Below are 21,507 nucleotides of genomic sequence, written 5' to 3' on the forward strand. Positions count from 1 at the left end.
AAAACATGAGAATCAGGGATGAGAAGCTGAAGAACGAGACCAAGCAGTTGGAGCGGACCTATAAGATCTGCAAACAGGAAATTGAAAAGATCAACCAGGCCATGTCTGGAAGCCCGGACGCGGTAGAGCTGGCGGATCTGAATTATCAGAGAGGATTTCTGGAAGGGCGGCTCCAAAGCGCCGGCGCCATGCTGAATTTTTTTCAGGATTACAGCGCACATCCTCTGGAGCTTTCGTATGAGCTGAGCCCGGAGGCGAAAATGGATGAGGTGCAGGCCGACCTTATTTTGCAGCTTCTGAACCATCACCTGTCAGCCTACGCCTTTGAGCTGGCCCAGGAGCAAAAGGGCGCCGCGGTCCACGGCGAAAATATCCGAAGCGCTGTTCAGGTGATCAATGTCCTGATCAGTGTGCTGGAAATCCTGAATCCGGGTTATGTGTATAAATTTTTCGACGGCCGCAGCGGCAGCTGGACAGGGGTTTACTGCTTTGAAAAGGGAAAAGAGGACGAAGGCTTTCAAATCGTGCTAAAGCAGGATATACCGCGCTGAAAGCATACAAAATTATAACAATTTCTGCATTGCGGGCAAAGATGGATTGTGCTAAAATAAGTCGACTTACAGTAAAGGGGTGAAAGCTTGTGGATGAATTTAAAAAATATATCATCATTGCCATACTGGCGCTTATAGCTGTTTTGGTGGCGCCGGTGATCATCGCTCTGCTGGGGATTGTCCTGTCACCTGTGATTACGACAATCGGATTTATCGTGATCCTGTTTGCCGTGACAGTTTTTATTGCCTATAAAAATAAAATCGGAAGAAAATAGGAGAATTGTTATTGACAAGAACGTTGGAAACGGCCGAAAAGCGCATCACGGTGCGTCTGGCAAAGGAGAAGGATTATCAGAGAATACTGGATATTCTGAATGCGGCCATTCTGGAAAGGCGTGTCACAGCGCTTTTGACTCCGGTTACCATGGAAAGCCGCAGAGGCTGGTTCAAGGAGCACAGCGACGGTGTACACCCCATTTACGTGGCCGAGAAGGACGGTATCGTAGCCGGGTGGATGGCAGTGACCGCTTACCGCTGTGGCAGGGAGGGCTTCAAACACGCCTGCGAAATCAGCTATTATATCGCGCCGGAGTTTCGGGGCAGCGGCATTGGTTCAAGCCTGATGGAGCATGTGATTTGCGAGAGCAGGAAAAGGGGACTCAAAAACCTGATGGCGGTTATTTTTGCTGATAATCTGGGTTCGCAGCGCCTGGCCTTTAAATATGGTTTTAAAATCTGGGGTACTTTTCCAGAGATTGTCGAGATCGACGGCAGAACCACAGACTGCTATCAAATGGGCCTGAAACTTTGAGAATTATCGCTTGATTATTCCTGGCAATTCTGCTATAATAGCTTGTAGTGTTTTGATGTGAAAGGCGTTACGCCTTTTTTTATTGTTTTATTGACATGGGGCACCGTTTTATGCTATTCTATACTGGTGACCATGAAAATAGGAAACGTGTGTCTATATGATGTTATTCGTGTATATAATAAAGGATGTAGGAGGTGCTGTAATTGAGAGTTAAAGTAACTTTGGCATGTACGGAATGTAAACAAAGAAACTACGATACAATGAAAAATAAAAAGAACAATCCGGATCGTTTAGAAGAAAAAAAATATTGCAAGTTCTGTAAAAAGCATACACTGCATAAAGAAACGAAATAGGATTGGCTAAGAGGAATTAATCATGGCAGCTAAGACGAAAAAAAAGTCTAAAAATGCAAAAAACACAAACACTAAAAATGATAATATCCAAAAGACACAGGTAGCTGAATCAAAAAAGACGAGTGTTGCCAAGGATGACAAAAAGAGCACTGACAGTAAAGATAAAAAGAATACCAAGAAATCTGACAAAAAGAAAAAGCCAAATATCTTTGTCCGCATGCTTGACTTTGTTAAGGGAGTTTTCTCTGAGCTTAAAAAGGTCAACTGGCTGACAAAAGAAGAATTGGCAAAGAGCTCTGGCTTTGTGGCCGGCTTTGTCGCAATCTTCACATTTTTGATTTGGATTATTGATTCAGGTCTTGGTGCATTGGCCGCTCTACTTATTGGACTTAAATAGTACTGAGGGATAATCATGGAATATGAAAACAGTGGCCAGGCAGAATGGTACGTTGCCCACACCTACTCAGGATATGAGAACAAGGTAAAGGCGAGTATTGAAGCAACGGTCGAAAACAGACATATGGAGGATCAGATCCTCGAAGTACAGGTTCCTGTACAGGAAGTTGTCGAAACAAAGGACGGCAAGCGCGTCGTAAGAGAGAAAAAGCTCTTTCCGGGATACGTTATGGTCAAGATGTTTATGACCGATGATTCCTGGTACGTTGTACGTAACACGCGTGGTGTAACCGGCTTTGTCGGCCCGGCCTCCAAGCCCGTTCCATTAACCAAAGCCGAACTCAAAAATATGGGCATCAAGCAGCAGGCCATTCAGATCGACCTTGAGGTCGGTGATGAAGTCAATGTTGTGGATGGACCATTTGAAGGTTTTGCCGGAGTTATCGAAGAGATAAATCTGGAAAAATCAAAAGTTAAGGTCAATATTTCCATGTTTGGACGGGAAACCCCGACTGAACTGGAATTTGAACAAATACAAAAAATTAAGAACACTTAAGGGAAAACTATTCTTCAATTATGAAAAAATGAAGGAGGTGTTAGCATGGCAAAAAAAGTAATTGGTCTCATCAAGTTACAGATTCCTGCAGGTAAAGCTACTCCAGCTCCACCGGTTGGTCCGGCTCTGGGTCAGCATGGTGTAAATATCATGGGTTTCTGTAAAGAATTTAACGCTAAAACAGCAAATGAAGCAGGTATGATTATCCCGGTAGTAATTACCGTATATCAGGATCATTCCTTCACATTTATCACAAAAACTCCACCGGCAGCCGTTTTACTCAAAAAGGCAGCAGGGATTGATAAAGCTTCCGGCGTACCAAACAAAACAAAAGTTGCAAAAATTTCTCAGGACCAGGTCCGCGAAATCGCAACCTTAAAAATGCCTGACCTTAATGCAGCCAATGTTGAATCAGCTATGAGAATGATCGCTGGTACAGCACGCAGCATGGGTATCACTGTAGAAGAATAAGAATTCAGAAGGTAGAAACACCTTAAGTGGGAGGGAAACCGCTAAAACCACAAGGAGGAAATATGAAACGAGGAAAGAAATATCAGGACAATTTAAAAAGTTTTGATAAAGCTGAATTATTTGACCTTGACGCCGCAGTGGCGCAGGTTAAAAAAATGGCTACCGCTAACTTTGATGAAAGTATTGAAATGCACATCAAGCTCGGCGTTGACTCCCGTCATGCGGACCAGCAGGTTCGTGGCGCCATTGTACTGCCGAATGGTACTGGTAATACCGTAAAAGTTTTAGTTGTCGCCAAAGGTGACAAACTGAAAGAAGCGGAAGAAGCCGGTGCAGATTTCTTTGGCGAAGATGAAATTATTGATAAAATCCAAAAAGAAAATTGGTTTGATTTTGATGTTATGATTGCTACACCAGATATGATGGGCAAGGTTGGTCGTTTGGGTCGTGTTTTAGGTCCAAAGGGCTTAATGCCAAACCCGAAATCCGGTACAGTAACCATGGATATCGCAAAAGCTGTCCAGGATACCAAAGCTGGTAAGGTTGAATACCGTCTGGATAAGACAAATATTATCCACGTAATCATCGGTAAGGCTTCTTTCACAGAAGAACAGCTCATGCAGAACATGACAACCCTTCTGGAAACCATCAAAAAAGCAAAACCAGCTGCTGCAAAAGGTCAGTACTTCAGAAGTGTTACCATTGCAAGCACAATGAGTCCTGGTGTAAAAATTAATACAGCAAAAATCTGACTTGACATAAAAACAGACTAATGATACAATATTCGATGTTGTAAAAAAGTTATAAAACGTTCATCCATAGACAGCAGGGACTGCGGTTTAAACATCCTGCCGAGGCTGAAGAGACACGAGCATTATATACATGATGATATAGGCTCTCTTCACCTGCGTGGAGAGAGCTTTTTATATGACTAAATTTCACATCGTAAGGAGGTGCAGAAAAGAATATGCCAAATATTGAAGCAAAACAAGCTATCGTGCAGGAAATTGCCGATAAAATGAAAAATGCACAGGGTACAGTCGTTGTTGACTATCGTGGCTTAAACGTAGAAGAAGTGACCGAATTAAGAAAAAAAGCCAGAGAAAACAACATCGATTATAAAGTTTATAAAAACTCTATGATGCGTTTTGCAGCGAAAGAAGCAGGCGTAGAAGGCTTACTGGATGTTTTGGTTGGACCAACAGCCATCGCATTCTGTGAAGACGATCCAGTCGCTCCAGCTAAACTGATCAACGACTTTGCGGCAGCACACAAAGCTTTGGAAATTAAAGCAGGCGTTGTCGAAGGTAAGGTTTTAGATGTAGCTGGCGTTAAGGAATTAGCCGAATTACCGCCACGCGAAGTATTGGTTGCAAAAGTCCTTGGCGGCTTAAACGCACCAATCTCTGGTTTCGCAAACGTATTGAACGCAAACCTGAAGGGTTTAGTTGTCGCTTTAAACGCGATCGCAGAACAGAAAGGCGCAGAGGCATAAGCCTAGGCACCGTGATTTAAAAAATTAAAAATAATTACACAATTTTGGAGGATATTACAATGAGTGAAAAAGTAACACAGTTAATTGAAGACGTAAAAGGTTTAACCGTATTAGAATTATCTGAATTAGTAAAAGCTTTAGAAGAAGAATTTGGCGTTAGCGCTGCTGCTCCTGTAGCTGTAGCTGCTGCTCCTGCTGCTGGTGGCGCTGCTCCTGCTGCTGAAGAAAAAACTGAATTCGACGTTGTTTTAGCTGCTGCTGGCGACCAGAAAATCAAAGTTATCAAAGTTGTTCGTGAATTAACAGGCTTAGGCTTAAAAGAAGCTAAAGCAGTTGTTGACGAAGCTCCAAAGCCGCTTAAAGAAGGCGTTACCAAAGAAGAAGCTGACGAAATCAAAGCTAAAATTGAAGAAGTTGGCGGTAGCGTAGAAGTTAAATAATTTAACTTTTATAAAACACAGAAAACAAAGTGCTATGGGCCTGTTCCATGGCACTTTTTTTAATTTCTGCATTTTTAAGCCACGCCAATTGTGTTATAATAGTTTCATGTGAGTTTGAATACGAAAGGATTTTACAATGGGTAAAAAACAAAATAATCAGGTTAAAGAAATTACACCAATGGAAGTTGACTTTCCACAGTGGTATACAGACGTTATCTCTAAAACAGAGCTGGTCGATTACTCCCCGGTCAAGGGCTTTATGGTTATCCGTCCTTATGGCTATGCCATCTGGGAGAACATTCAGAAGGCCTATGACGAACGCTTTAAAGCGACTGGCCACCAGAATATGTACTTCCCGCTGCTGATTCCAGAAAGCCTGCTGAAAAAAGAAGCAGAACACGTCGAGGGTTTTGCGCCCGAGGTTGCCTGGGTCACTAAGGGCGGCGACAAAGAGCTGGCGGAGCCCCTCTGTGTGCGCCCAACCTCCGAAACCATCATTTGCAGCATGTACGCAAAATGGCTGCACTCCTACAGGCAGCTGCCGTTTTTATACAACCAGTGGTGCTCTGTTGTGCGCTGGGAAAAAACCACAAGACCTTTCCTGAGAACTTCTGAGTTCCTGTGGCAGGAAGGTCATACCCTGCACGAAACCCCAGAGGAAGCCCAGGAAGAAACCATGCAGATGTTAAACATCTACCGTGAAGTGGCAGAGGACATTATGGCCATTCCAGTTGTCGTAGGCCAGAAAAGCGAAAAAGAAAAATTTGCCGGCGCTGCCGCAACCTATACCATGGAAGCCCTGATGCACGATGGGCAGGCTCTGCAGTCAGGCACCTCCCATAACCTCGGACAGCACTTCACCAAAGCCTTTGACATTACCTATCTGGACAGAAATAATGAACAGGCCTATCCATACCACACCTCCTGGGGTGTATCCACCCGCCTGATCGGTGGTATTATCATGGTGCACGGCGACGACAACGGGCTGGTTCTTCCGCCGCGCATCGCGCCGACCCAGCTCGTCATTATCCCCGTTGCCCAGCACAAGGAAGGCGTCCTTGACAAAGCCTATGAGCTCAAAGATATTTTGGGCACAGAATTCCGCGTGGAGCTGGACGACAGCGACAGCAATTCCCCAGGCTGGAAGTTTAACCAGTGGGAAATGAAAGGTGTGCCGATCCGACTGGAAATCGGACCGCGTGATATTGAAAACGGACAGTGCGTCCTGGCCCGCCGCGACACCGGCGAAAAAGTGCAGGCAGCGCTGGAGGGGATCGCAGAAGCTGTCCGCACCCTGCTGGACGAAATTCAGCAGAACCTGTTCGACCGCGCCCTCAAGATGCGCGAGGAAAAAACATCGACCGCAGTGGATATGGACGAGTTTAAGAAAAACCTTAAGGAAAACCCAGGCTTTATCAAAGCCATGTGGTGTGAGGACCGCGCCTGCGAAGACAAAATCAAGGACGAAACCGGCGCCAGTGTCCGATGCGTTCCATTCGACGATGAGCAGGAAGTAATCGGCGAGGGCAAATGCGTCTGCTGCGGCAAGCCCGCCAAGAAAATGGCTTATTTCGCCCGCGCTTACTAAAATGAATAAAGCAAGAGTATTAAAAGATATCCCCTTTGAACTCGACGTCGACGCCTTTTTCACGCATATCCGCATGGAGAAGGAGTCGAAGCGTTCAAAGCGGATATTCGAGATCATCGAAACCGCAAGCCCCTACATCCGCCCTGTGGCCATGTATAAACGGGCTGAGATCCAGATGGTGGACAGCGAGGTATTTACCATTGACGGACTGGCCTTTAAGAGCGGGGAGATTGTGGAGCTTCTGAAGCGGGAAAACTTTGTTTTCCCCAACATTGTATCCTGCGGGCCAGAGATTGAAGCTTTCTGCGTTGACCGCAAAAAGGTACTGGACCAGTACATTACCATGGAGCTCTGCAACTTTAGCTGTGCCGCCGCCAGAGAAGCCATGTTTAACGCCATCAGAGAAGAATTTAAAATGGAAGAGAGCACCGAGCTGTTTCCAGGCGAAAAGGGCTGGGATCTGCAGCAGGGTATCCAGATCTTTAAAATATTCTCAAAGGAAACCGAAGGGGCAGGGCTCAGCATATCAGAGGCGGGCGTTCCAAAGCCCAGCCGCAGCGCCTACGGCCTGATCGTCGGCAGTTGACAATGGCAGACAGACAACCCAGAAAGGGATGGTACAAGCTGGACAATGCGGGAACGCTGTATTCCTCCATTGCGTCCTCCAGGGTATCGACCGTGTTTCGGATGACACTGGGGCTCACCGAGGAGGTGGACCCCGAGGCCCTGCAAAAAGCTCTGGACAACGTGATGGTGCGCTTTCCGTACTTTAACGTCACGCTGCGCCGGGGCTTTTTCTGGTATTACTACGATCATTCCGAAAATCGCCCCCTGGTTGAAAAAGAGTCCCACTATCCCTGCAAAACCATTCGTCAGCGAAAGGGCGTATTTCCCTTCCGGATTCTGTACTATGGCCGTTATATCCATTTGGAAATGAGCCACTCCATCTGCGACGGCTATGGCGGTTTAGCTTTTTTAAAGCCGCTTGTATTAGAATATTTTAAAGTAAAGGACGGCATTGTCTGTAAGAATCTGGGCGACATCATTGACATTAACAGTCCGGTAGACCCCGAGGAATATGAGGATGCCTTTAAAAAATATTATGAGCGAAAGGTCCCGCCGCCGCAAAAGGGAGAGAAGGCTTACCATTTCCCCTTTGGCCTGCTGGACAAGGGGCAGTACCTGCTGCTGACCGGCATCGTACCAGTAAAAGAGGTGCTGGCGCAGTCAAGGGCCCATAAATGTACCCTCACACAGTTTGTCACAGCCCTTTACTTTGAGAGCATCCAGGAGTATATCCTGGGCCTTGAGAAAAAGAAACGCGCCCGGTCCGGCCATACCAAGGCCAATATCGCCATCAATGTGCCGGTGGACCTGCGAGCCTTTTTTCCGTCCAAAACCCTGCGGAATTTCTTCATCAGCCTGAACCCGGCCATTGATATGCAGCTGGGGGTTTACAGCCTAGAAGAGATTATCGACCAGATCAAGGGTTATATGGGCCTGTATATTAACCGGAAAAATATCAACCGCTATGTTTCCAGAAATGTGCGCAACGAGGAGCTTATGGTATTGCGCGTGATTCCCCTGTGGGTAAAACGCGTGATTATGCCCATTGTGTATAAGCGCTACGGCGAAAGGAGCTATACCAGCTCCGTCAGCAATCTGGGAAGCATCTGGATGCCCGAAGAAGTCCGGGACCGGATTACCGGGTTCGAGATATTCCCGCCGCCCAGCGCCGGAAACCAGCTGAAAATCGTCATGGCAAGCTATGGCGATAAGCTGTATATCTCCTTTGGAAAGACCACCGGAGAAAAGGACATCGAGCGGATTTTTTTCAGAAAGCTGCAAAAGCTGGGAATCCCGGTCAGAATTGAGGGGAACCAGATTAATTATTACGAAGTCGAAAGGGAGGATGCCTAATGGCCTATTGTCCAAAATGCGGCGTTGAGGTCGATAACAACGTCAAAAACTGCCCGCTGTGCGATTTTCCAATCCCCGATATCGGCGAGGAGCCAAAAGGTGAAAAGCGTTATCCCCTGGCGGTCAACACCTATCCTGAGGACCATCTGGAAAAGAAAAACCAGATTTTTTACGCGTTGGAAATTATTGTGGCGGCAGTATTTTTAATTAATATGGTGTTATACTGGTTTATCCCTTTTAACCCGACCATTACTCAGATTATTATGATTTCGTCCGTTTCGCTGGCGCTGTACCTGATGTTTTGCTTTAATTATCTGCCGGCGCTGGTGAATCTTCTGGGCTGCTATTTTACCACGCTGCTTCTGGGTTCCATTATTTATACGATTGTGGGCGGCTCGGGAGACTGGTTTGTAAATTACGCCATGCCGATCGTGACGATTCTTTTTATCGACCTTTTGGTTTTTGGCATCATCTATAAAAAGAACCGCCACCGGAATCAGTTCATTTATGTTCCAGTGTTTTTGATTGCTTTCAGCGTTATGCTGTGCCTGGGGATAGACGGCGTGATTGCCTATAACCTGCTGGGGCATCTGCGCTTTACCTGGTCTCTGATCGTCGCTGTGTCTGGTATCTGTATTATCGCCCTGCTCATGGGCATTTACCACGGGGTGCCCGACCGGACCAAGGCATACCTGAAGAAAAAACTACATGTATAGAGGAGGCGGAAAGTGACCAGACAAGAAAAAATTGAGGCGCGGCTGTTGGAAATGCCCCTTTACGACTATGCCTTTTTTCCGGTAAAGGACATTATTTTTACTCAGGATGTGCGCACCATCTGCGAAATGAACGACTGTGGTATGTACGGAAGGCGCTGGGTATGCCCGCCGGTGATCGGCAGCATTGAGACGTGCATTGCCCAGTGCCAGGCTTATGAGCACGCCTTTCTCTTCTCAACCGTTACCGAGGTTGCGGATTCCTTCGACCTCAAGGCCTGCGTTGAGGCCAGAGGCGACCATGAGGCCATTACCTACGAGATCGCCCAGATATTCCGGCAGGAAACCGAAAATCCGCTCATTTTGTCGACCGGCTGTATCCCCTGTGAGCGCTGCACCTATCCAGACGCGCCCTGCCGCCACCCTGAGCGGGCCTTTAAAACCATAGAAAGTCACGGCATCATGATTATGCAGATGGCAGCCCAGCAGGGAATGGATTACGACTGCGGACAGAACATTGTGACCTACTTTTCACTGGTTTTGTACAACCTTTAGTAAGGAGCGTTGAGTGGCTTGAGAAATGGGTAAAACCATTGTATAATAGAAATAGTTCTAATCAAGGAGGAGCCGATATGCAGCCACAGGAAAAAGCAGTTTATCAGGACATGCTGCAATGCATTTTTGCCAGATATCTGGAAGATTACTCGGAAAACACGTATTCAGAATTATTAAAAAAATACACGGATCTCTCAGTCATCGAAACCGGCGAAGTCAGGGAAGCCTCCTATGAGACGGTTCTTAGGCTTCTGAAGCAGAGAACCAGACGCTATACTGGCCTGGGATGCAGGGCGGAGGGCGATGCCCGGGAAGAAAATATTCTGTATCCTGCAGCCTTCGAGACCCAGGGCGCCGATCCAGAGATCGCCCGGGAGACCGACTACGGCACAGCCTGGGACGGTTTTGACAATATGTTGCTGGAGCTGCCTGAGGAAAAACAGGTCGAATGTAAGATGGCCTTAAACAGTTTGGAAAGCATTGTCCACGATCCGTCCATGACCAAGCCGCAGAAGCAGCTGCTGTCAAGCATACTGCTGGACTGGATCGCCCGTGAGCCCGAGGATGTGGGCATCCTGTTTGTGCCCATGCTGCTGCAGATTTATGAATAGAGGACAGGTCCAAAACCGCCGTCCGGTTATCTTTAAAACCGGCGGCGGTTTTTTAATACAAAAATTTGCATTTTTTACTTATATCTTTTCAAAGATAAAGGTGATATAATGGAGTTAAATTAAATAACGGTTGCGCTATTGTTGATTTTAAACGTGTTCATTCAATGTTGCCTTTATACTGCTTTCAGTTGCTCTCAAAAAACAAACATAGAAACTGAAAAAAGAATTTTTATAAAGCCTGAAAAGGTAGAAAGGAAGCCGAAATGAAAGCCGATCTTGTGCGCATTGCGCTGATTCCGTATTTTGTCCTGCTCCTTATTATCTGCAACTGGAATGTGAAGCTGTACGCAGCCGTAACACTGAACAGCTTTTACTTTCTGGAATACATTCTTTTTATTTTCTGCGGTCTGGCGACCGCCCGCCTGATGGATATTTCCCCGGGCACCTATGCTCAGAAAAGCGCGCGAATCATCATTATTGTCAATCTGGTTGTTCTGCTGGGGCTCTTTCTGCTGGGCTTCCTCCAGATTTTTGTTTTCTTTGACGTCCGATATTTTTATCAGATTTCTTTTTTGCTCTTTGGTTACTATCTGTATTTACTTGTTGTAAGCTTGAGAAAGGGTGAGACGCTGTGAAAAAATATGTGCGAAACAGCATGGTGATCTGCGCGCTGTCGCCGCGGATCGCCTATTATTTACATTTTATGGTTGGCACAGTCATCAGTTTTGTTTTTACATCCTTGTCCTACATCTTAAATAACCCCACGATTGCGTATCTGGGATACAACGGAGGTTTGGAAATGGTGCCAGCCTGGACCCTTGCCATCAATGTGACGGTACTCATCTATCTGTTTTACCGGTGGGACCTCAAAAAGGAGCGGTCCGAAGAACCATGAGCCATGGGTAAAATACCGCCCCCTTAAAAAGTGTTTTTAAATATGAAAGGAGATGCTCCTATGCAGTACCAGAAATTATCCAAACCGGCAAAAGCTTACGCGGAAGAATTTTTTTCAGAATACCGGGAACGGCTGAGAGAAAATATCCCTGATGAAGTGGCTGCCGTCATTTATTTTAACCCCGATGTAAATACCCTCCCTTATATTTATGAGCTGCAAAAATTCTTTCATTTTAAGGTAGGTCAGAATCAGCTCATTATCAACCACTTTTTTGTGGACCAGATGACGTGTTTTTATAAGTGGTAGGGAAGTGGGAACCGTGCTTTAGACTGGAGGAGAGCGTTATGAAAAATAAAATATGCTTCGTCTACCTGGCGGCAGTGCCGTATATCATTTTAACACTGGTAACTGTGCACTGGTATGAGTATTACAGGCCAAGCGCCACCACGCTGGCCTATGGAAATTTTCTTTTTATTTTTACCCTGTTGCTGTACCCAGTTATTGGAATCCTGCTGGCAGGCCTGCATACCATTCCCCGAGATATATATGGCACAAAGTGGGCAAAAGGAATATTGGCGGTCAATTTCGTGGTTCCCATTGTATTTTGGACAGTCTATTACACTGGCTTGGGCGGACTGGGTGTGAAGCTGCTGTTTTTTGTCCGGGTGCCGTCATTTACGATCATATCCCTTTTGGTGATGGGCTATTACCTGTTTCTTCTAGCAGAAAGCTTTCGAAAGAAAGCCAAAGCCCTGTAGAGGTTAAAGCGATGAGAGGTAAAAAATGAAAAAGAAATTATTAGCAGCGCTTGTATTGTTGTCTGTCTGCTGTTTATCCCTTTTGGGCTGCTCGGCAGAGGAGGATAAGGGCGAGGAAATCCCCCTGTCCGAAAGAAGCATTGAGGAGCAGGTTCAGAATAACAGAAGCGTCATATTTAAAGAATACGATAATATCAAAGCCTTCAGAGCCGTATATCAGAATGACCTGAGAAGCATGAACGGCCTTGTGGACCCAAAGAAGTATGACATTGTGCTGATAAATCTTGAGTACGAGTATCCGCAGATACATGCGCGGGAGTCCTCGAAAGTAACAGCAACCTACAAAAAGATCGATAAAGACAAATATGTGCTGAAGTATTACGACTCTTTTGAAGCATACGGCGCGTTAAAAGAAAGCGACCTGGCAGCCCTGAACGAGAGCGTCAGAGATCAGGGCGCCACCTATAAGCCAACCATCGCAGAGCTTGTCCCAGAGCAGGAAAATATCCGGGCTTACTATGAAAAAGTGGATGGAGAAATTTAAAGGGTTAAGCCCAGGGGGTGTTATACGATGCACGATAAAGCAAAAAAGAGGATCAGCTGGATTGTTTACAGCGTTATCATCGTGGCGGATATTATAATAAACTACCGGCTGTTTCACTGGCTCAGGAAGCCCCTTTATCAAATTAACGAGATGCTTTTTGGCCCTGCCGAGATGGGACTGAAAGGCCAGCCCGGTTTAGTGGTGTTTTTCCAGTTTTTTATTCCCGTTATCCTGTTTTTTGTCATTGTGATGGCCGGGCATTTTCTTTGTAGGAGGATTGAGGAAAAGCGGTAAGGGAAAGGAGCTGTTTTCTTTTCGGTTATTTTAATTTCGGTGTGTATACAAGTTGTTTATATAATGAAAAAGTATCATTCTTAGGAGGTGGATGAGCAAAGACAAAGCCGTTTAAAAAAATAATTCCGGTCAATATTGCAAGATAGACGGTTAATTTTGCGAAGGGGGTTTTACAGCAGGTACAAAGATGTTATATTTGATTAAAATAAAGCGAGAGGTCTCATCTAAAAAAGTAAGCTTTGGAATGCCCGAGATTTTTAGGGATAAAGCCCGAAGGAAGGGAGAAAAAATGAAAAAGAAATTGTTCGCAGCAATGCTGGCATTGCTTATTTTGTCTTTGCCGTTGTCAGGATGCACGCCGGATAAAAAAGACGTACAGAAAGAAGACAAAGCGGAAAAAACCATGGAAGAACAGGTAGAGAACAATCAGAGTGCGATTTTTAAACAGTACGAAAACATCAAGGCGTTCCGGTCAGAATACCAAAAGGATCTGGAGACAATGAATGCGCTTGTGGACCCGAATAAAGCGGAATTTGTTCTGAGCGATATCAGCTATACAGCAGGCGTGCCCAGCTCCGATTCAAGGGTCGACGCCACCTACAGGCGAATTAATAAGGAAACCTACGTTCTAAAATACTATGAATCCTGGGATGTGTATAATGAACAGGTAAAAAACGATTTGTCAGCCCTCAATGAATCGGTTAAGGACCAGGGAATCGAATATCGTATAGACCGCGCGGAGCTGGTGCCCGATGAAAACAGAGTCCGGGCTTATTTTGAGAAAGTGACATAAACGCTTTTATAAATAATGAGTAAATTACAGAAAAGGCAGGAAGCACAGGCTTTCTGTCTTTTTCTATATGTTTAAAAAATATATCGATATCTTTTATAAGTTGGAAATGTTATAATAGAATAAAGCGTAAATCAATAGATGGTGAGAGGAGGTTTTAAAAATGTTTCGTATTGGTGTGTGTGATGATGAAGCCTATTTCAGACAGGATATAGAAAAGAGGCTGGAAGCTTATTTTAATGGGAAGCCATTTGAGCCGGAAATACATATTTTTGAAAAAGGCCAGGCGCTTCTGGAGGAGGCAGAGAAAAAACCTTTTGATCTGGTCTTTCTGGATATTGAGATGCCGGATATGGACGGAATTACCCTCGGAGCCCGTTTAAAAACAATGTTTGAAGCAACCCTGTTAATCTATGTGACCTCTTATGATGCCTATGTTTCCCATGCGTTTCGGTTAGATGCTTTTCAATATCTGAAAAAGCCTTTAGATGATTCTCTTTTTCAGGAGGAAATAGACAGGGCGCTGGCGCAGTATGTTCTAAAAAAACAAAAATATAATTTTGAGTATAACAGTGTCAGAATGAGTGTTCCAATAACAGCGCTCATTTATTTAGAATCCCAAAGCTGGAGTGTGATTATCCATACAAAGGATAAAGATTATAAAATTGTCGGAAAGCTGAATGAAGAAGAAGAGCGGCTCGCCGTCCATGGATTTATCCGTATCCATCAGAGCTATCTCATTAATATGCAGTATATTAATAAGTTCCTCAGTGATAAGGTGTTTTTAAAAGATCGGGAAGAACCGTTGCCGGTCAGCAGAAAATATAAAAATGAAGCAAAAAAAGCCCATTTAGACTATCAAAGCAAAGTAGGCATTTGATATGAAGGAGATATGGGTACAAATCTTTGCGGCCGTGTTTGAGGCGGTTTTGATTTATTATTGGGTACGTGCCTTTTCACGGGAGAAAAAGATTAAACGGCGCTGGATTGTACTTGAAGTCATGCTGGTAAGCCTTTGGGTTTTAATTTCCCTTGTCTTTGTGAAAAATCCACTGCTGTTGATTTCATTCACTGCAGCGGCCTGCCTTTTAATGTTTAGGGTTTATCATGTTCCGGTAAAAATTAGCTTGGTTGCAACACTTATTTTTTGCGCGGTCATGGCTCTGTGTGATGTGTTATCTACCTATCTTATCATGCTGTTCAGCAGTGAAAGTATTGAGAGCATTCGATTCGAGCCTAAATACATGTTAATCTCAAATATTGTAACAAAGTTTCTTTTGCTCGTCTTTGTGAGCTTTGTGTATGTTCGGGGGAAAGTCAGCATCGACCGTTTGTCTTTGAGGCGGGTTATTTATCTTTTGATTTTGCCTTTAGCCAGCATTGCAGTATTATATCAAATGCTTAATTTTAGCGATATGGAAAAGCCTTTTAGTGTTTTAATGTGTTTAATTGGCGTGGGGGGACTTTTTGTCGGAAATATCTATTCCTTTACCTTTTTTGAAAAGGAAGAGAAGCTAGAAAAACAGCGGCTCAAACAGCTTTTTCTCGAACAGCAGATTGAGGGCCAGCGGATTTATTATAAAAACCTTGAAGCCTCCGGTGAGGAAGTGCGGAAAATGCGCCATGATTTGAAAAATGCTTTTGCCGCTCTTTCCGGTTATTTAGATAAAGGTGATTTAGAAACTGCTAGAAAGTTTCTGGAGAAAAAAACTGAAAATTTAGGAAGGCTAACCCACAGCACAGGGCATCCCGCTTTAGACGCTGTGATTGATGCCAAAAGGACAAAAGCTTTTGAAAATCACATTCAATTTGAGCTTAAAGTTGCCCTGCCCCAGGAGCTGCTCATGGATGAGATGGATTTATGTATTATCTTAGGCAACGCCCTGGACAACGCATTGGAGGCCTGTGAAAAAATGCCGCGGGAACAGGCGCAGATCATCACGGACCTCCACAAATCCGGAGAAATGCTTTTTATAGAAATCAAGAATACCTTCAAAGAGGAACCGGTCAGTGGTTCGGATGGACTAGTGACCACCAAAAGGGATCAGAAAAATCACGGCTTTGGTTTAAAGACAATGGTTCAGCTCACTAAAAAATATGATGGGTTCATCGACTACGAGACAAAACAAGGCTGGTTTTGCCTGTCCATCAATTTAAACCTTAAAGACCCTGTCAATTTTGCGAGATAAACCGTCAATTCTGCGAACCCCCTTTAAAAGTAAACGTAAACATGCTATCTTTAGATTATCCAAAAGGATGATTTAAAGATAGCTTTTTTAATCCATAAAAGCTGAAAGTGGGGTAAAGAAAATGAAAGAAAAAATGAAAAAATTACTCATTCGGTTTGGCCCGATGCTTACAGTAATCGCTTTGCAGATGGGAATTTTTACGACGAATGCTTCTGCTTGTTTTTGGCAGTATCAGCCTAAAGAGCCGGAGAAAATGAGAAAATTTAAGAGGGGGGAGTTTCCATTGATTTAGAAAACAAATAAAATAATAATAATTTGAAAGGAGTTAAAAATCAAATGAAAAAAATAGGGGTTTTTACAATTATTTTGTCGTTAATGCTGATGTTAGGTAGCGGAGTATTTGCTAATGAAATCGAAATTCCTGAACCCTATGGAAGCACCGTGCCTTTTGATTTTTCTGTTTCTGGAACTGTAGGTAAAGATACGTCTTCAAAAATAAAGACAGTAACTAATGGTCCATATCGAGTTTATTTTCAGAATTCAGATGCACCAAATCAAATACGTTTAAATACAGTAATGCACGATATGAGTCATAATGTGCGTGGGCAGGGAAAAGTTTTACAGTATACTGATGCATTAATAGGCAGTAATGGCGAAGCTGGCAATTTTTATCATGGTAATTTATGGCGTGAATATGAATGGGATCCCGCAGTAGAAGTGTGGGGAACTTTTTCTCCTGATGCATAAAAATATTGCTTATCACCTCATAATGTAAAACTATTTTACATTATGAGGTGATAAATTAAAATGTGATATTAGTTAATGTCAATTAGAGGGCATATTATGAGAAAAGAAATTCAAAAATATAGACTTTTTCACAGATATAGAATTTTAATTTTAATGATTTTTTTTATAGGTTTATGGATTAGTTGGTTTTTTATGGGAAATATACATGCGATACTAACACAAAATCCAATTGGGATAGAGAACATAGAAGAAGGAAGAGCAATGTTGCTAAAACAGGCATTTACAATTGACATATTTGCATCTTCAACCTTTCGTTATACGATGATTTTAATGCCTGTTTTGGTTTGTTCAATGTCATTATTGTTTATTTGGGAAAAAAAGGGTTTGTTTAATTTTTCTTTTATTCGAAAAGAAAAGCCACGAAAAGTAATTATAAAATCGCTAGGTATACATGCTTTTGTAACAGGATGTGCATTTTATCTTATTTTTATTTTTTTCCTTACTATTGGATTATTATTTAATGAGTCAACAATGACGATACCACGTAAATCGTTTGATTTTATTGTAGGATACAATTATTCACAAAATAATGCTTATTTATATTACGTTTTAGATGGATTTATTAAATTTTTTGCATTTGGTTTTGTTTATAGTCTGTTTTCAGATTCTGTATCTTTATTAACTTCTAAAGACTATCTTTGTATTATAATCCCTGTTTTATACTATTTTGGAATGTCAGTTATATTTTCTTCTGGCTTACAAGTATTCGCTTTGGCACCTGTTTATACACAGGGATTTACTTCATTTGAAAATATGCCTTTATGGATGGCTTTTACGCCTCTTTTCGTTCCATTGGCCTTTTCAGTATTTGCTATAATTTATTCTTTAAGGAGACATGAAAAATATGTTAGTTAATAAGATAATTGGTTCATTCTTCTTATTTATTATTTACGCATATTACAGTCCATTTATTAATCCAGAGGGATTAATAGCGGATAAAGCATCAGGGATGTTGATTGTATACTTTTGCTATTTTTTTATTGGATTAAGTTTACCTTACACAAGGATTAATACTATGTCGATAATACGTTTTAAACAGAAAAAAGTATGTTATATTTGGTACCTAAAAAAAAGTTTTATATATAGCTTTTTATATGTAACATGTGTGTTGGTAACTTATTTTATATTAATAAGGATTTTTAAATATGAAATTAGATATACAGGGATAGAAATTATAAGATATTTTCTTTTTAGTATTATAAATTTAATAATTTTAAATTTTATAGTATTTTTAATTCGTATACAGAAAAATGTAATTTTGGGAATGACTTTTAATGCACTCATAATAACCGCATCTTACATTATGAGTGGGCCGATGATGCAACCATATAATTTTAATTTTATTGCATCAGCGTACTCAGATTTTGGACAAATTTTTACTATATATCAAGGATTGTTAATTTTTGTTGGTTATCTTTTTATTATTGGTGTTATGTTACTGTTGATTTCAAAAGGTGAAAAAATAGATTTAAGGACTTAAATAATGTCGAGAAAATACTATTTATATTTTTTTATGATTATAATAGTGATAAATATCAGCGTTTGGAAAGCTATGAAAGAAATTATTTTTTTAAACCAAAATGATTTTATTACACTTTTAAAAATATGTTTTTTAGCAGAGGAAGCTAATAATAATATAAGTATTATTTTATTATACATATTGCTGTTTTTATTGATATTGTTATATCTTATTACAAAAATATATGATATTTCAAATAAATATCGTAGTATGATTTTGGCAAGATTTGGTAATAGAAAAAGTTTTATTTGTTTTTACCAAATTCAAGGATTAAAAAATAGCTTTTTTATTGTTATTATGGTTTTTATTCTATTTTTTCTTTTTTATTTTATAAAAAAGAAAAGTTTCTATATAGATTATGAACAAATAGTTAATATTTCTATTTTAGTAATTAATTACTTTTTATTTTTAAATTTTTGTATAAGCTTAAATATTTTTTTGTCTTTTCTATGGAATGAAACATTAGCGCCATTTTTAGTAATTGTCATGAGCTTAGGATTTATACTTTTGGATATTGCATTAGCAGACACTAGTTTTATTACTTACATTGAAAATAAAAATTTTAGTGGTAGTATCGTTTTATTTTTATTGTTGGTTAGTATAAATACTTTAACTTACTTTGGAATTCAAAAAAGAGATATATTATAAGTAGGTGTATAAATGAATAAATTGATATGTATTGAACATGCAACAAAATGTTTTAAAGATAAAGTTGTTTTTAATGATGTTAATATTGAAATTTTCAAAGGAGATTGTGTAGGTATTACTGGTTATAATGGATGTGGTAAAAGTGTCCTAATGAAATGCATTTGTGGTTTTTCAAAATTAACGCAGGGAGAAGTTAAGATTAATGGAAAAAAAATAGGAAAGGATATTGACTTTATTGAAAATGCAGGGGTTATTATTGAATCACCCGAATTTATCAATGATTTATCTGGATATAAAAATTTAAAAATAATTGCAGAAATTCAAAAAAAAATTGACGAAGATAGAATCTTAAGAATAATGTCTTTAGTAGGATTAAAAAATGAAGAAAATAAAAAAGTCAGAAAATATTCTTTAGGAATGAAACAGAAACTTCGCATTGCTCAGGCTATTATGGAGTACCCTGAAATACTTATTCTTGATGAGCCAACAAACGGCCTTGATAAGCAAAGCGTAGAAAATATACGAAAAATTTTAAAGAGTTTTTTGAGCAAAGGAGGTACAATACTTCTAGCGAGTCATAATAAGGGAGATATAGAGACTTTATGTAATACTGTTTATGAGTATAATAATTCTGATTGCAAATTCATAAAAATATAAGAATAATAATGAATTTTTTAAATTTACAAGATTTTATAAGGAGGCCCCCCATGATCCACAACCTATCGCAAAAACTAACCACCACCTTCATCCACCACCGCATCATTGACGCTGAGGACCGGGAGGTCTATATTTACAGCTTTGAGCTCCTGCTGTCCGCGGTCATCAATCTGGCGGTGGTGGTGCTTTTGATTGGCCTCACCGGGCAGGTGGCCGGGGGCATGGGCTTTGTCCTCACCTTTTTGGTGCTCCGGCAGTCCGCGGGAGGGTACCACGCGTCCTCGCATTTTTTCTGTATCCTGAGCTTTACGGTCATTTTTTCGGTGTTTCTGGCAGTGATCACCTTTCTGCCGCCGCTTTACTACCTGCCGGTTATTCTGGGGGCGCTCGTTTTAGGCGTGCCGGTTATTGTGCTCACAGCGCCGGTGGCCCATGTGAACAAGCCGTTGACCGGGGCGGAGCGCGTGCGCCTGAGCCGTCTGGCAAAGCTGACCGTGGTGGTTTTAACGGCCCTGATCATGACGGGCTGGTACCTGGCGCCCGGGAGCGCGGCACCTGCCGGAGCGGCTTTGGGGCTTCTGACAGTTGCGCTGTCGTCGCTGGCGGCGCTGTATCAAAAGAGAAAGCGGGCTTAAGCCCGCCCTAACGAAATATTGAAACTGGGATAATGCTTGACACCCGCCAACAGAGAGCTTCTGCTTTCTGTTATTTTTTTGCTCAAAAAAAGAGAGAAGGAGTTATTATGAATAAAAAAGATTTGTACGCAGTGCTTCAGGAAAAGACCCGGATTGCCTGGGTGGAGGTTTTTACAGACCCGGAAGCAGGCAACGGCCTGCGGGTATGGTTTGAGGACTGGCGGGGGCTGGAATTCTACTGGAGTAAGGCAGCCTTTATAAAATGGCTGGAGGAGTGGGACATCGTGAGCACAGCGGCGGCGGAAAAGGCAGCCCGGGCGCTTCTGCCGGGCAGCCAGCTTCTGCCCATATACCGCGGCCCGGGATGCACCTTTATCCAGATTAAGACCAAATCGACCAAAGCCGGGGAGAAGTATGCCTACAGCTGGGTAAATTTGGATTTAATTAATTAATGGCCAGGGGCCTGTAAAGGAGGCAAAATGCCTGGAGCTTAAAAACGGCATGATTGCGCGCCATCTGCACCGGGATGCCACCATAAGGCGCAAGATAGAGGAGGGAAAGAGGCTGGCGGCTGCGCTTGAGAAAAGATGAAAAAGCAAGTTATCGTTGTAAAATGTACGTAAAAATGATATAATAATGTACAAAAGAAAGGGGTGGTGTCAATGCCAAAAATCAGACCGATTACAGACCTTCGAAATACGAATGAGATTTCGGATATGTGCCATGCTGAAAACGAGCCAGTCTTTATCACGAAAAACGGTTATGGAGACTTAGTGGTAATGAGTATTGAGACATATGAAGCGATGCTTGAAGAAAATGCGTTAGACAGAGAAATTGCGCAGGCTGAAGCAGAGTACTGTGAAAACGGCAAATTGTACGATGCGCGGGAAGCGCTTGGAGCGTTACGGAGAAGGCATTTTGGATAAGTATGGTGTAAAACTGCTCTCGGCCGCTTACCGCAGCTTAGAAGATATCTACACCTATATCGCCGAGGAGCTGCATGAAAAGCAGACAGCCCTAAAATTTATTGATAAACTGGAAGAAGCCATTTTTTCTTTGGAAATAATGCCATACCGGGGTGCGAAACGCTGTGTCGGGGCTTATGCGAAAAAAGGATATCGTCAAATTTTCGTTAAAAATTTCACGGTTGTCTACCGAATTGATGAATCTCAGAAACAGGTAATCATTGTTACGGTCCGGTACTCGGGAAGTGAATTCTGAATAAAGGGTCAGAGGATACTATGGAAAAAGCGCTTTACAATATATAAAAATATAATCATATCATAAAAAAGATACAAAAGAACCAATTTA

Annotated in this window: 34 protein-coding genes and 1 other annotated feature; all 34 genes read left to right on the top strand. The window is 42.1% G+C overall.

What is annotated here, in order from left to right; translation table 11 throughout:
* The first annotated feature begins 5 nt into the window (after positions 1–5).
* The 34 genes from CPZ25_RS18615 (at position 6) to CPZ25_RS18780 (ending at position 21,417) form a co-directional block, all read left to right on the top strand.
* Positions 6–551: a hypothetical protein gene (locus tag CPZ25_RS18615; RefSeq protein ID WP_096918942.1), complete on the top strand. Its 546-nt coding sequence runs from the start codon at positions 6–8 to the stop codon at positions 549–551.
* An 89-nt stretch (positions 552–640) separates the two neighbouring features.
* The gene (locus CPZ25_RS18620) at positions 641–826 is read left to right on the top strand and encodes a hypothetical protein (RefSeq protein ID WP_058695435.1); all 186 of its coding nucleotides are present in this window, start codon (positions 641–643) and stop codon (positions 824–826) included.
* Between the two features lie 11 nt (positions 827–837).
* Entirely contained in the window at positions 838–1,362 is a 525-nt protein-coding gene (locus CPZ25_RS18625; RefSeq protein WP_058695434.1) for a GNAT family N-acetyltransferase, read from the top strand.
* A gap of 203 nt (positions 1,363–1,565) precedes the next feature.
* Complete coding sequence (gene rpmG / locus CPZ25_RS18630; protein ID WP_013381854.1) at positions 1,566–1,715, top strand: 50S ribosomal protein L33; 150 nt, start codon at positions 1,566–1,568, stop codon at positions 1,713–1,715.
* Between the two features lie 22 nt (positions 1,716–1,737).
* A complete protein-coding gene (gene secE / locus CPZ25_RS18635) occupies positions 1,738–2,112 on the top strand; it encodes a preprotein translocase subunit SecE (protein ID WP_013381853.1) in 375 nt (124 codons plus the stop codon).
* Between the two features lie 15 nt (positions 2,113–2,127).
* Complete coding sequence (gene nusG / locus CPZ25_RS18640) at positions 2,128–2,667, top strand: transcription termination/antitermination protein NusG (protein ID WP_058695433.1); 540 nt, start codon at positions 2,128–2,130, stop codon at positions 2,665–2,667.
* Between the two features lie 45 nt (positions 2,668–2,712).
* On the top strand, positions 2,713–3,138 hold the full coding sequence (gene rplK / locus CPZ25_RS18645) for a 50S ribosomal protein L11 (protein WP_038352880.1): 426 nt from the start codon (positions 2,713–2,715) through the stop codon (positions 3,136–3,138).
* Positions 3,139–3,200: 62 nt separating this feature from the next.
* Positions 3,201–3,890: a 50S ribosomal protein L1 gene (rplA, locus tag CPZ25_RS18650; protein WP_058695432.1), complete on the top strand. Its 690-nt coding sequence runs from the start codon at positions 3,201–3,203 to the stop codon at positions 3,888–3,890.
* Positions 3,891–3,936: 46 nt separating this feature from the next.
* Positions 3,937–4,073, top strand: a sequence feature (ribosomal protein L10 leader region).
* Between the two features lie 32 nt (positions 4,074–4,105).
* Positions 4,106–4,633 (top strand): 50S ribosomal protein L10, encoded by a 528-nt coding sequence (gene rplJ, locus CPZ25_RS18655; RefSeq protein WP_058695431.1) that lies wholly within the window; start codon positions 4,106–4,108, stop codon positions 4,631–4,633.
* Between the two features lie 59 nt (positions 4,634–4,692).
* Positions 4,693–5,073 carry a 50S ribosomal protein L7/L12 gene (gene rplL, locus CPZ25_RS18660; RefSeq protein ID WP_013381848.1) on the top strand — a complete coding sequence of 127 codons (381 nt, stop codon included), beginning with the start codon at positions 4,693–4,695 and terminating at the stop codon, positions 5,071–5,073.
* A gap of 136 nt (positions 5,074–5,209) precedes the next feature.
* On the top strand, positions 5,210–6,661 hold the full coding sequence (gene proS, locus CPZ25_RS18665) for a proline--tRNA ligase (protein WP_058695430.1): 1,452 nt from the start codon (positions 5,210–5,212) through the stop codon (positions 6,659–6,661).
* A gap of 1 nt (position 6,662) precedes the next feature.
* Complete coding sequence (locus CPZ25_RS18670) at positions 6,663–7,247, top strand: hypothetical protein (RefSeq protein WP_058695429.1); 585 nt, start codon at positions 6,663–6,665, stop codon at positions 7,245–7,247.
* A gap of 2 nt (positions 7,248–7,249) precedes the next feature.
* Positions 7,250–8,581 (top strand): condensation domain-containing protein, encoded by a 1,332-nt coding sequence (locus CPZ25_RS18675; RefSeq protein ID WP_096918940.1) that lies wholly within the window; start codon positions 7,250–7,252, stop codon positions 8,579–8,581.
* Positions 8,581–9,297, top strand: coding sequence for a zinc ribbon domain-containing protein (locus CPZ25_RS18680; RefSeq protein WP_058695427.1), 717 nt, complete (start codon positions 8,581–8,583; stop codon positions 9,295–9,297). The genes CPZ25_RS18675 and CPZ25_RS18680 overlap by 1 nt, the downstream gene beginning before the upstream one ends.
* 12 nt (positions 9,298–9,309) lie before the next feature.
* The gene (locus CPZ25_RS18685; protein WP_058695426.1) at positions 9,310–9,849 is read left to right on the top strand and encodes a DUF2284 domain-containing protein; all 540 of its coding nucleotides are present in this window, start codon (positions 9,310–9,312) and stop codon (positions 9,847–9,849) included.
* A gap of 77 nt (positions 9,850–9,926) precedes the next feature.
* Positions 9,927–10,460, top strand: a complete 534-nt coding sequence (locus CPZ25_RS18690; protein ID WP_096918939.1) for a hypothetical protein — start codon at positions 9,927–9,929, stop codon at positions 10,458–10,460.
* A gap of 263 nt (positions 10,461–10,723) precedes the next feature.
* Positions 10,724–11,095: a hypothetical protein gene (locus CPZ25_RS18695; RefSeq protein WP_096918938.1), complete on the top strand. Its 372-nt coding sequence runs from the start codon at positions 10,724–10,726 to the stop codon at positions 11,093–11,095.
* Positions 11,092–11,355, top strand: coding sequence for a hypothetical protein (locus CPZ25_RS18700; protein WP_096918937.1), 264 nt, complete (start codon positions 11,092–11,094; stop codon positions 11,353–11,355). Before CPZ25_RS18695 ends, CPZ25_RS18700 begins: the two co-directional genes overlap by 4 nt.
* A 60-nt stretch (positions 11,356–11,415) precedes the next feature.
* Positions 11,416–11,661: a hypothetical protein gene (locus CPZ25_RS18705; protein ID WP_058695422.1), complete on the top strand. Its 246-nt coding sequence runs from the start codon at positions 11,416–11,418 to the stop codon at positions 11,659–11,661.
* 38 nt (positions 11,662–11,699) lie between these two features.
* Positions 11,700–12,113: a hypothetical protein gene (locus tag CPZ25_RS18710; RefSeq protein WP_058695421.1), complete on the top strand. Its 414-nt coding sequence runs from the start codon at positions 11,700–11,702 to the stop codon at positions 12,111–12,113.
* 25 nt (positions 12,114–12,138) lie between these two features.
* Positions 12,139–12,657, top strand: a complete 519-nt coding sequence (locus tag CPZ25_RS18715; protein ID WP_074616656.1) for a hypothetical protein — start codon at positions 12,139–12,141, stop codon at positions 12,655–12,657.
* A gap of 27 nt (positions 12,658–12,684) precedes the next feature.
* Positions 12,685–12,951 carry a hypothetical protein gene (locus CPZ25_RS18720; RefSeq protein WP_096918936.1) on the top strand — a complete coding sequence of 89 codons (267 nt, stop codon included), beginning with the start codon at positions 12,685–12,687 and terminating at the stop codon, positions 12,949–12,951.
* A gap of 289 nt (positions 12,952–13,240) precedes the next feature.
* On the top strand, positions 13,241–13,744 hold the full coding sequence (locus CPZ25_RS18725; RefSeq protein ID WP_058695418.1) for a hypothetical protein: 504 nt from the start codon (positions 13,241–13,243) through the stop codon (positions 13,742–13,744).
* A gap of 160 nt (positions 13,745–13,904) precedes the next feature.
* Positions 13,905–14,621 (top strand): LytR/AlgR family response regulator transcription factor, encoded by a 717-nt coding sequence (locus CPZ25_RS18730; RefSeq protein WP_096918934.1) that lies wholly within the window; start codon positions 13,905–13,907, stop codon positions 14,619–14,621.
* A 1-nt stretch (position 14,622) separates the two neighbouring features.
* Complete coding sequence (locus CPZ25_RS18735) at positions 14,623–15,930, top strand: sensor histidine kinase (protein ID WP_096918933.1); 1,308 nt, start codon at positions 14,623–14,625, stop codon at positions 15,928–15,930.
* Positions 15,931–16,051: 121 nt separating this feature from the next.
* A complete protein-coding gene (locus CPZ25_RS18740; protein ID WP_074616659.1) occupies positions 16,052–16,222 on the top strand; it encodes a cyclic lactone autoinducer peptide in 171 nt (56 codons plus the stop codon).
* Between the two features lie 44 nt (positions 16,223–16,266).
* Positions 16,267–16,677, top strand: coding sequence for a hypothetical protein (locus CPZ25_RS18745; protein ID WP_074616660.1), 411 nt, complete (start codon positions 16,267–16,269; stop codon positions 16,675–16,677).
* A 96-nt stretch (positions 16,678–16,773) separates the two neighbouring features.
* Positions 16,774–17,592, top strand: coding sequence for a hypothetical protein (locus CPZ25_RS18750; protein ID WP_074616661.1), 819 nt, complete (start codon positions 16,774–16,776; stop codon positions 17,590–17,592).
* A gap of 697 nt (positions 17,593–18,289) precedes the next feature.
* The gene (locus CPZ25_RS18755) at positions 18,290–18,904 is read left to right on the top strand and encodes a hypothetical protein (RefSeq protein ID WP_133067059.1); all 615 of its coding nucleotides are present in this window, start codon (positions 18,290–18,292) and stop codon (positions 18,902–18,904) included.
* A gap of 12 nt (positions 18,905–18,916) precedes the next feature.
* Positions 18,917–19,561, top strand: a complete 645-nt coding sequence (locus tag CPZ25_RS18760; RefSeq protein WP_074616664.1) for an ATP-binding cassette domain-containing protein — start codon at positions 18,917–18,919, stop codon at positions 19,559–19,561.
* Positions 19,562–19,611: 50 nt separating this feature from the next.
* Positions 19,612–20,196: an accessory gene regulator ArgB-like protein gene (locus CPZ25_RS18765; RefSeq protein ID WP_167495270.1), complete on the top strand. Its 585-nt coding sequence runs from the start codon at positions 19,612–19,614 to the stop codon at positions 20,194–20,196.
* 107 nt (positions 20,197–20,303) lie between these two features.
* A complete protein-coding gene (locus CPZ25_RS18770) occupies positions 20,304–20,648 on the top strand; it encodes a hypothetical protein (protein ID WP_096918931.1) in 345 nt (114 codons plus the stop codon).
* Between the two features lie 210 nt (positions 20,649–20,858).
* Positions 20,859–21,122 (top strand): type II toxin-antitoxin system Phd/YefM family antitoxin, encoded by a 264-nt coding sequence (locus tag CPZ25_RS18775; RefSeq protein ID WP_058695411.1) that lies wholly within the window; start codon positions 20,859–20,861, stop codon positions 21,120–21,122.
* Positions 21,115–21,417, top strand: a complete 303-nt coding sequence (locus CPZ25_RS18780; RefSeq protein ID WP_096918930.1) for a type II toxin-antitoxin system RelE/ParE family toxin — start codon at positions 21,115–21,117, stop codon at positions 21,415–21,417. The genes CPZ25_RS18775 and CPZ25_RS18780 overlap by 8 nt, the downstream gene beginning before the upstream one ends.
* Positions 21,418–21,507 lie beyond the last annotated feature (90 nt).

Origin of the sequence: Eubacterium maltosivorans, from assembly GCF_002441855.2 — a bacterium.
Classification (GTDB): Bacteria; Bacillota; Clostridia; order Eubacteriales; family Eubacteriaceae; genus Eubacterium; species Eubacterium maltosivorans.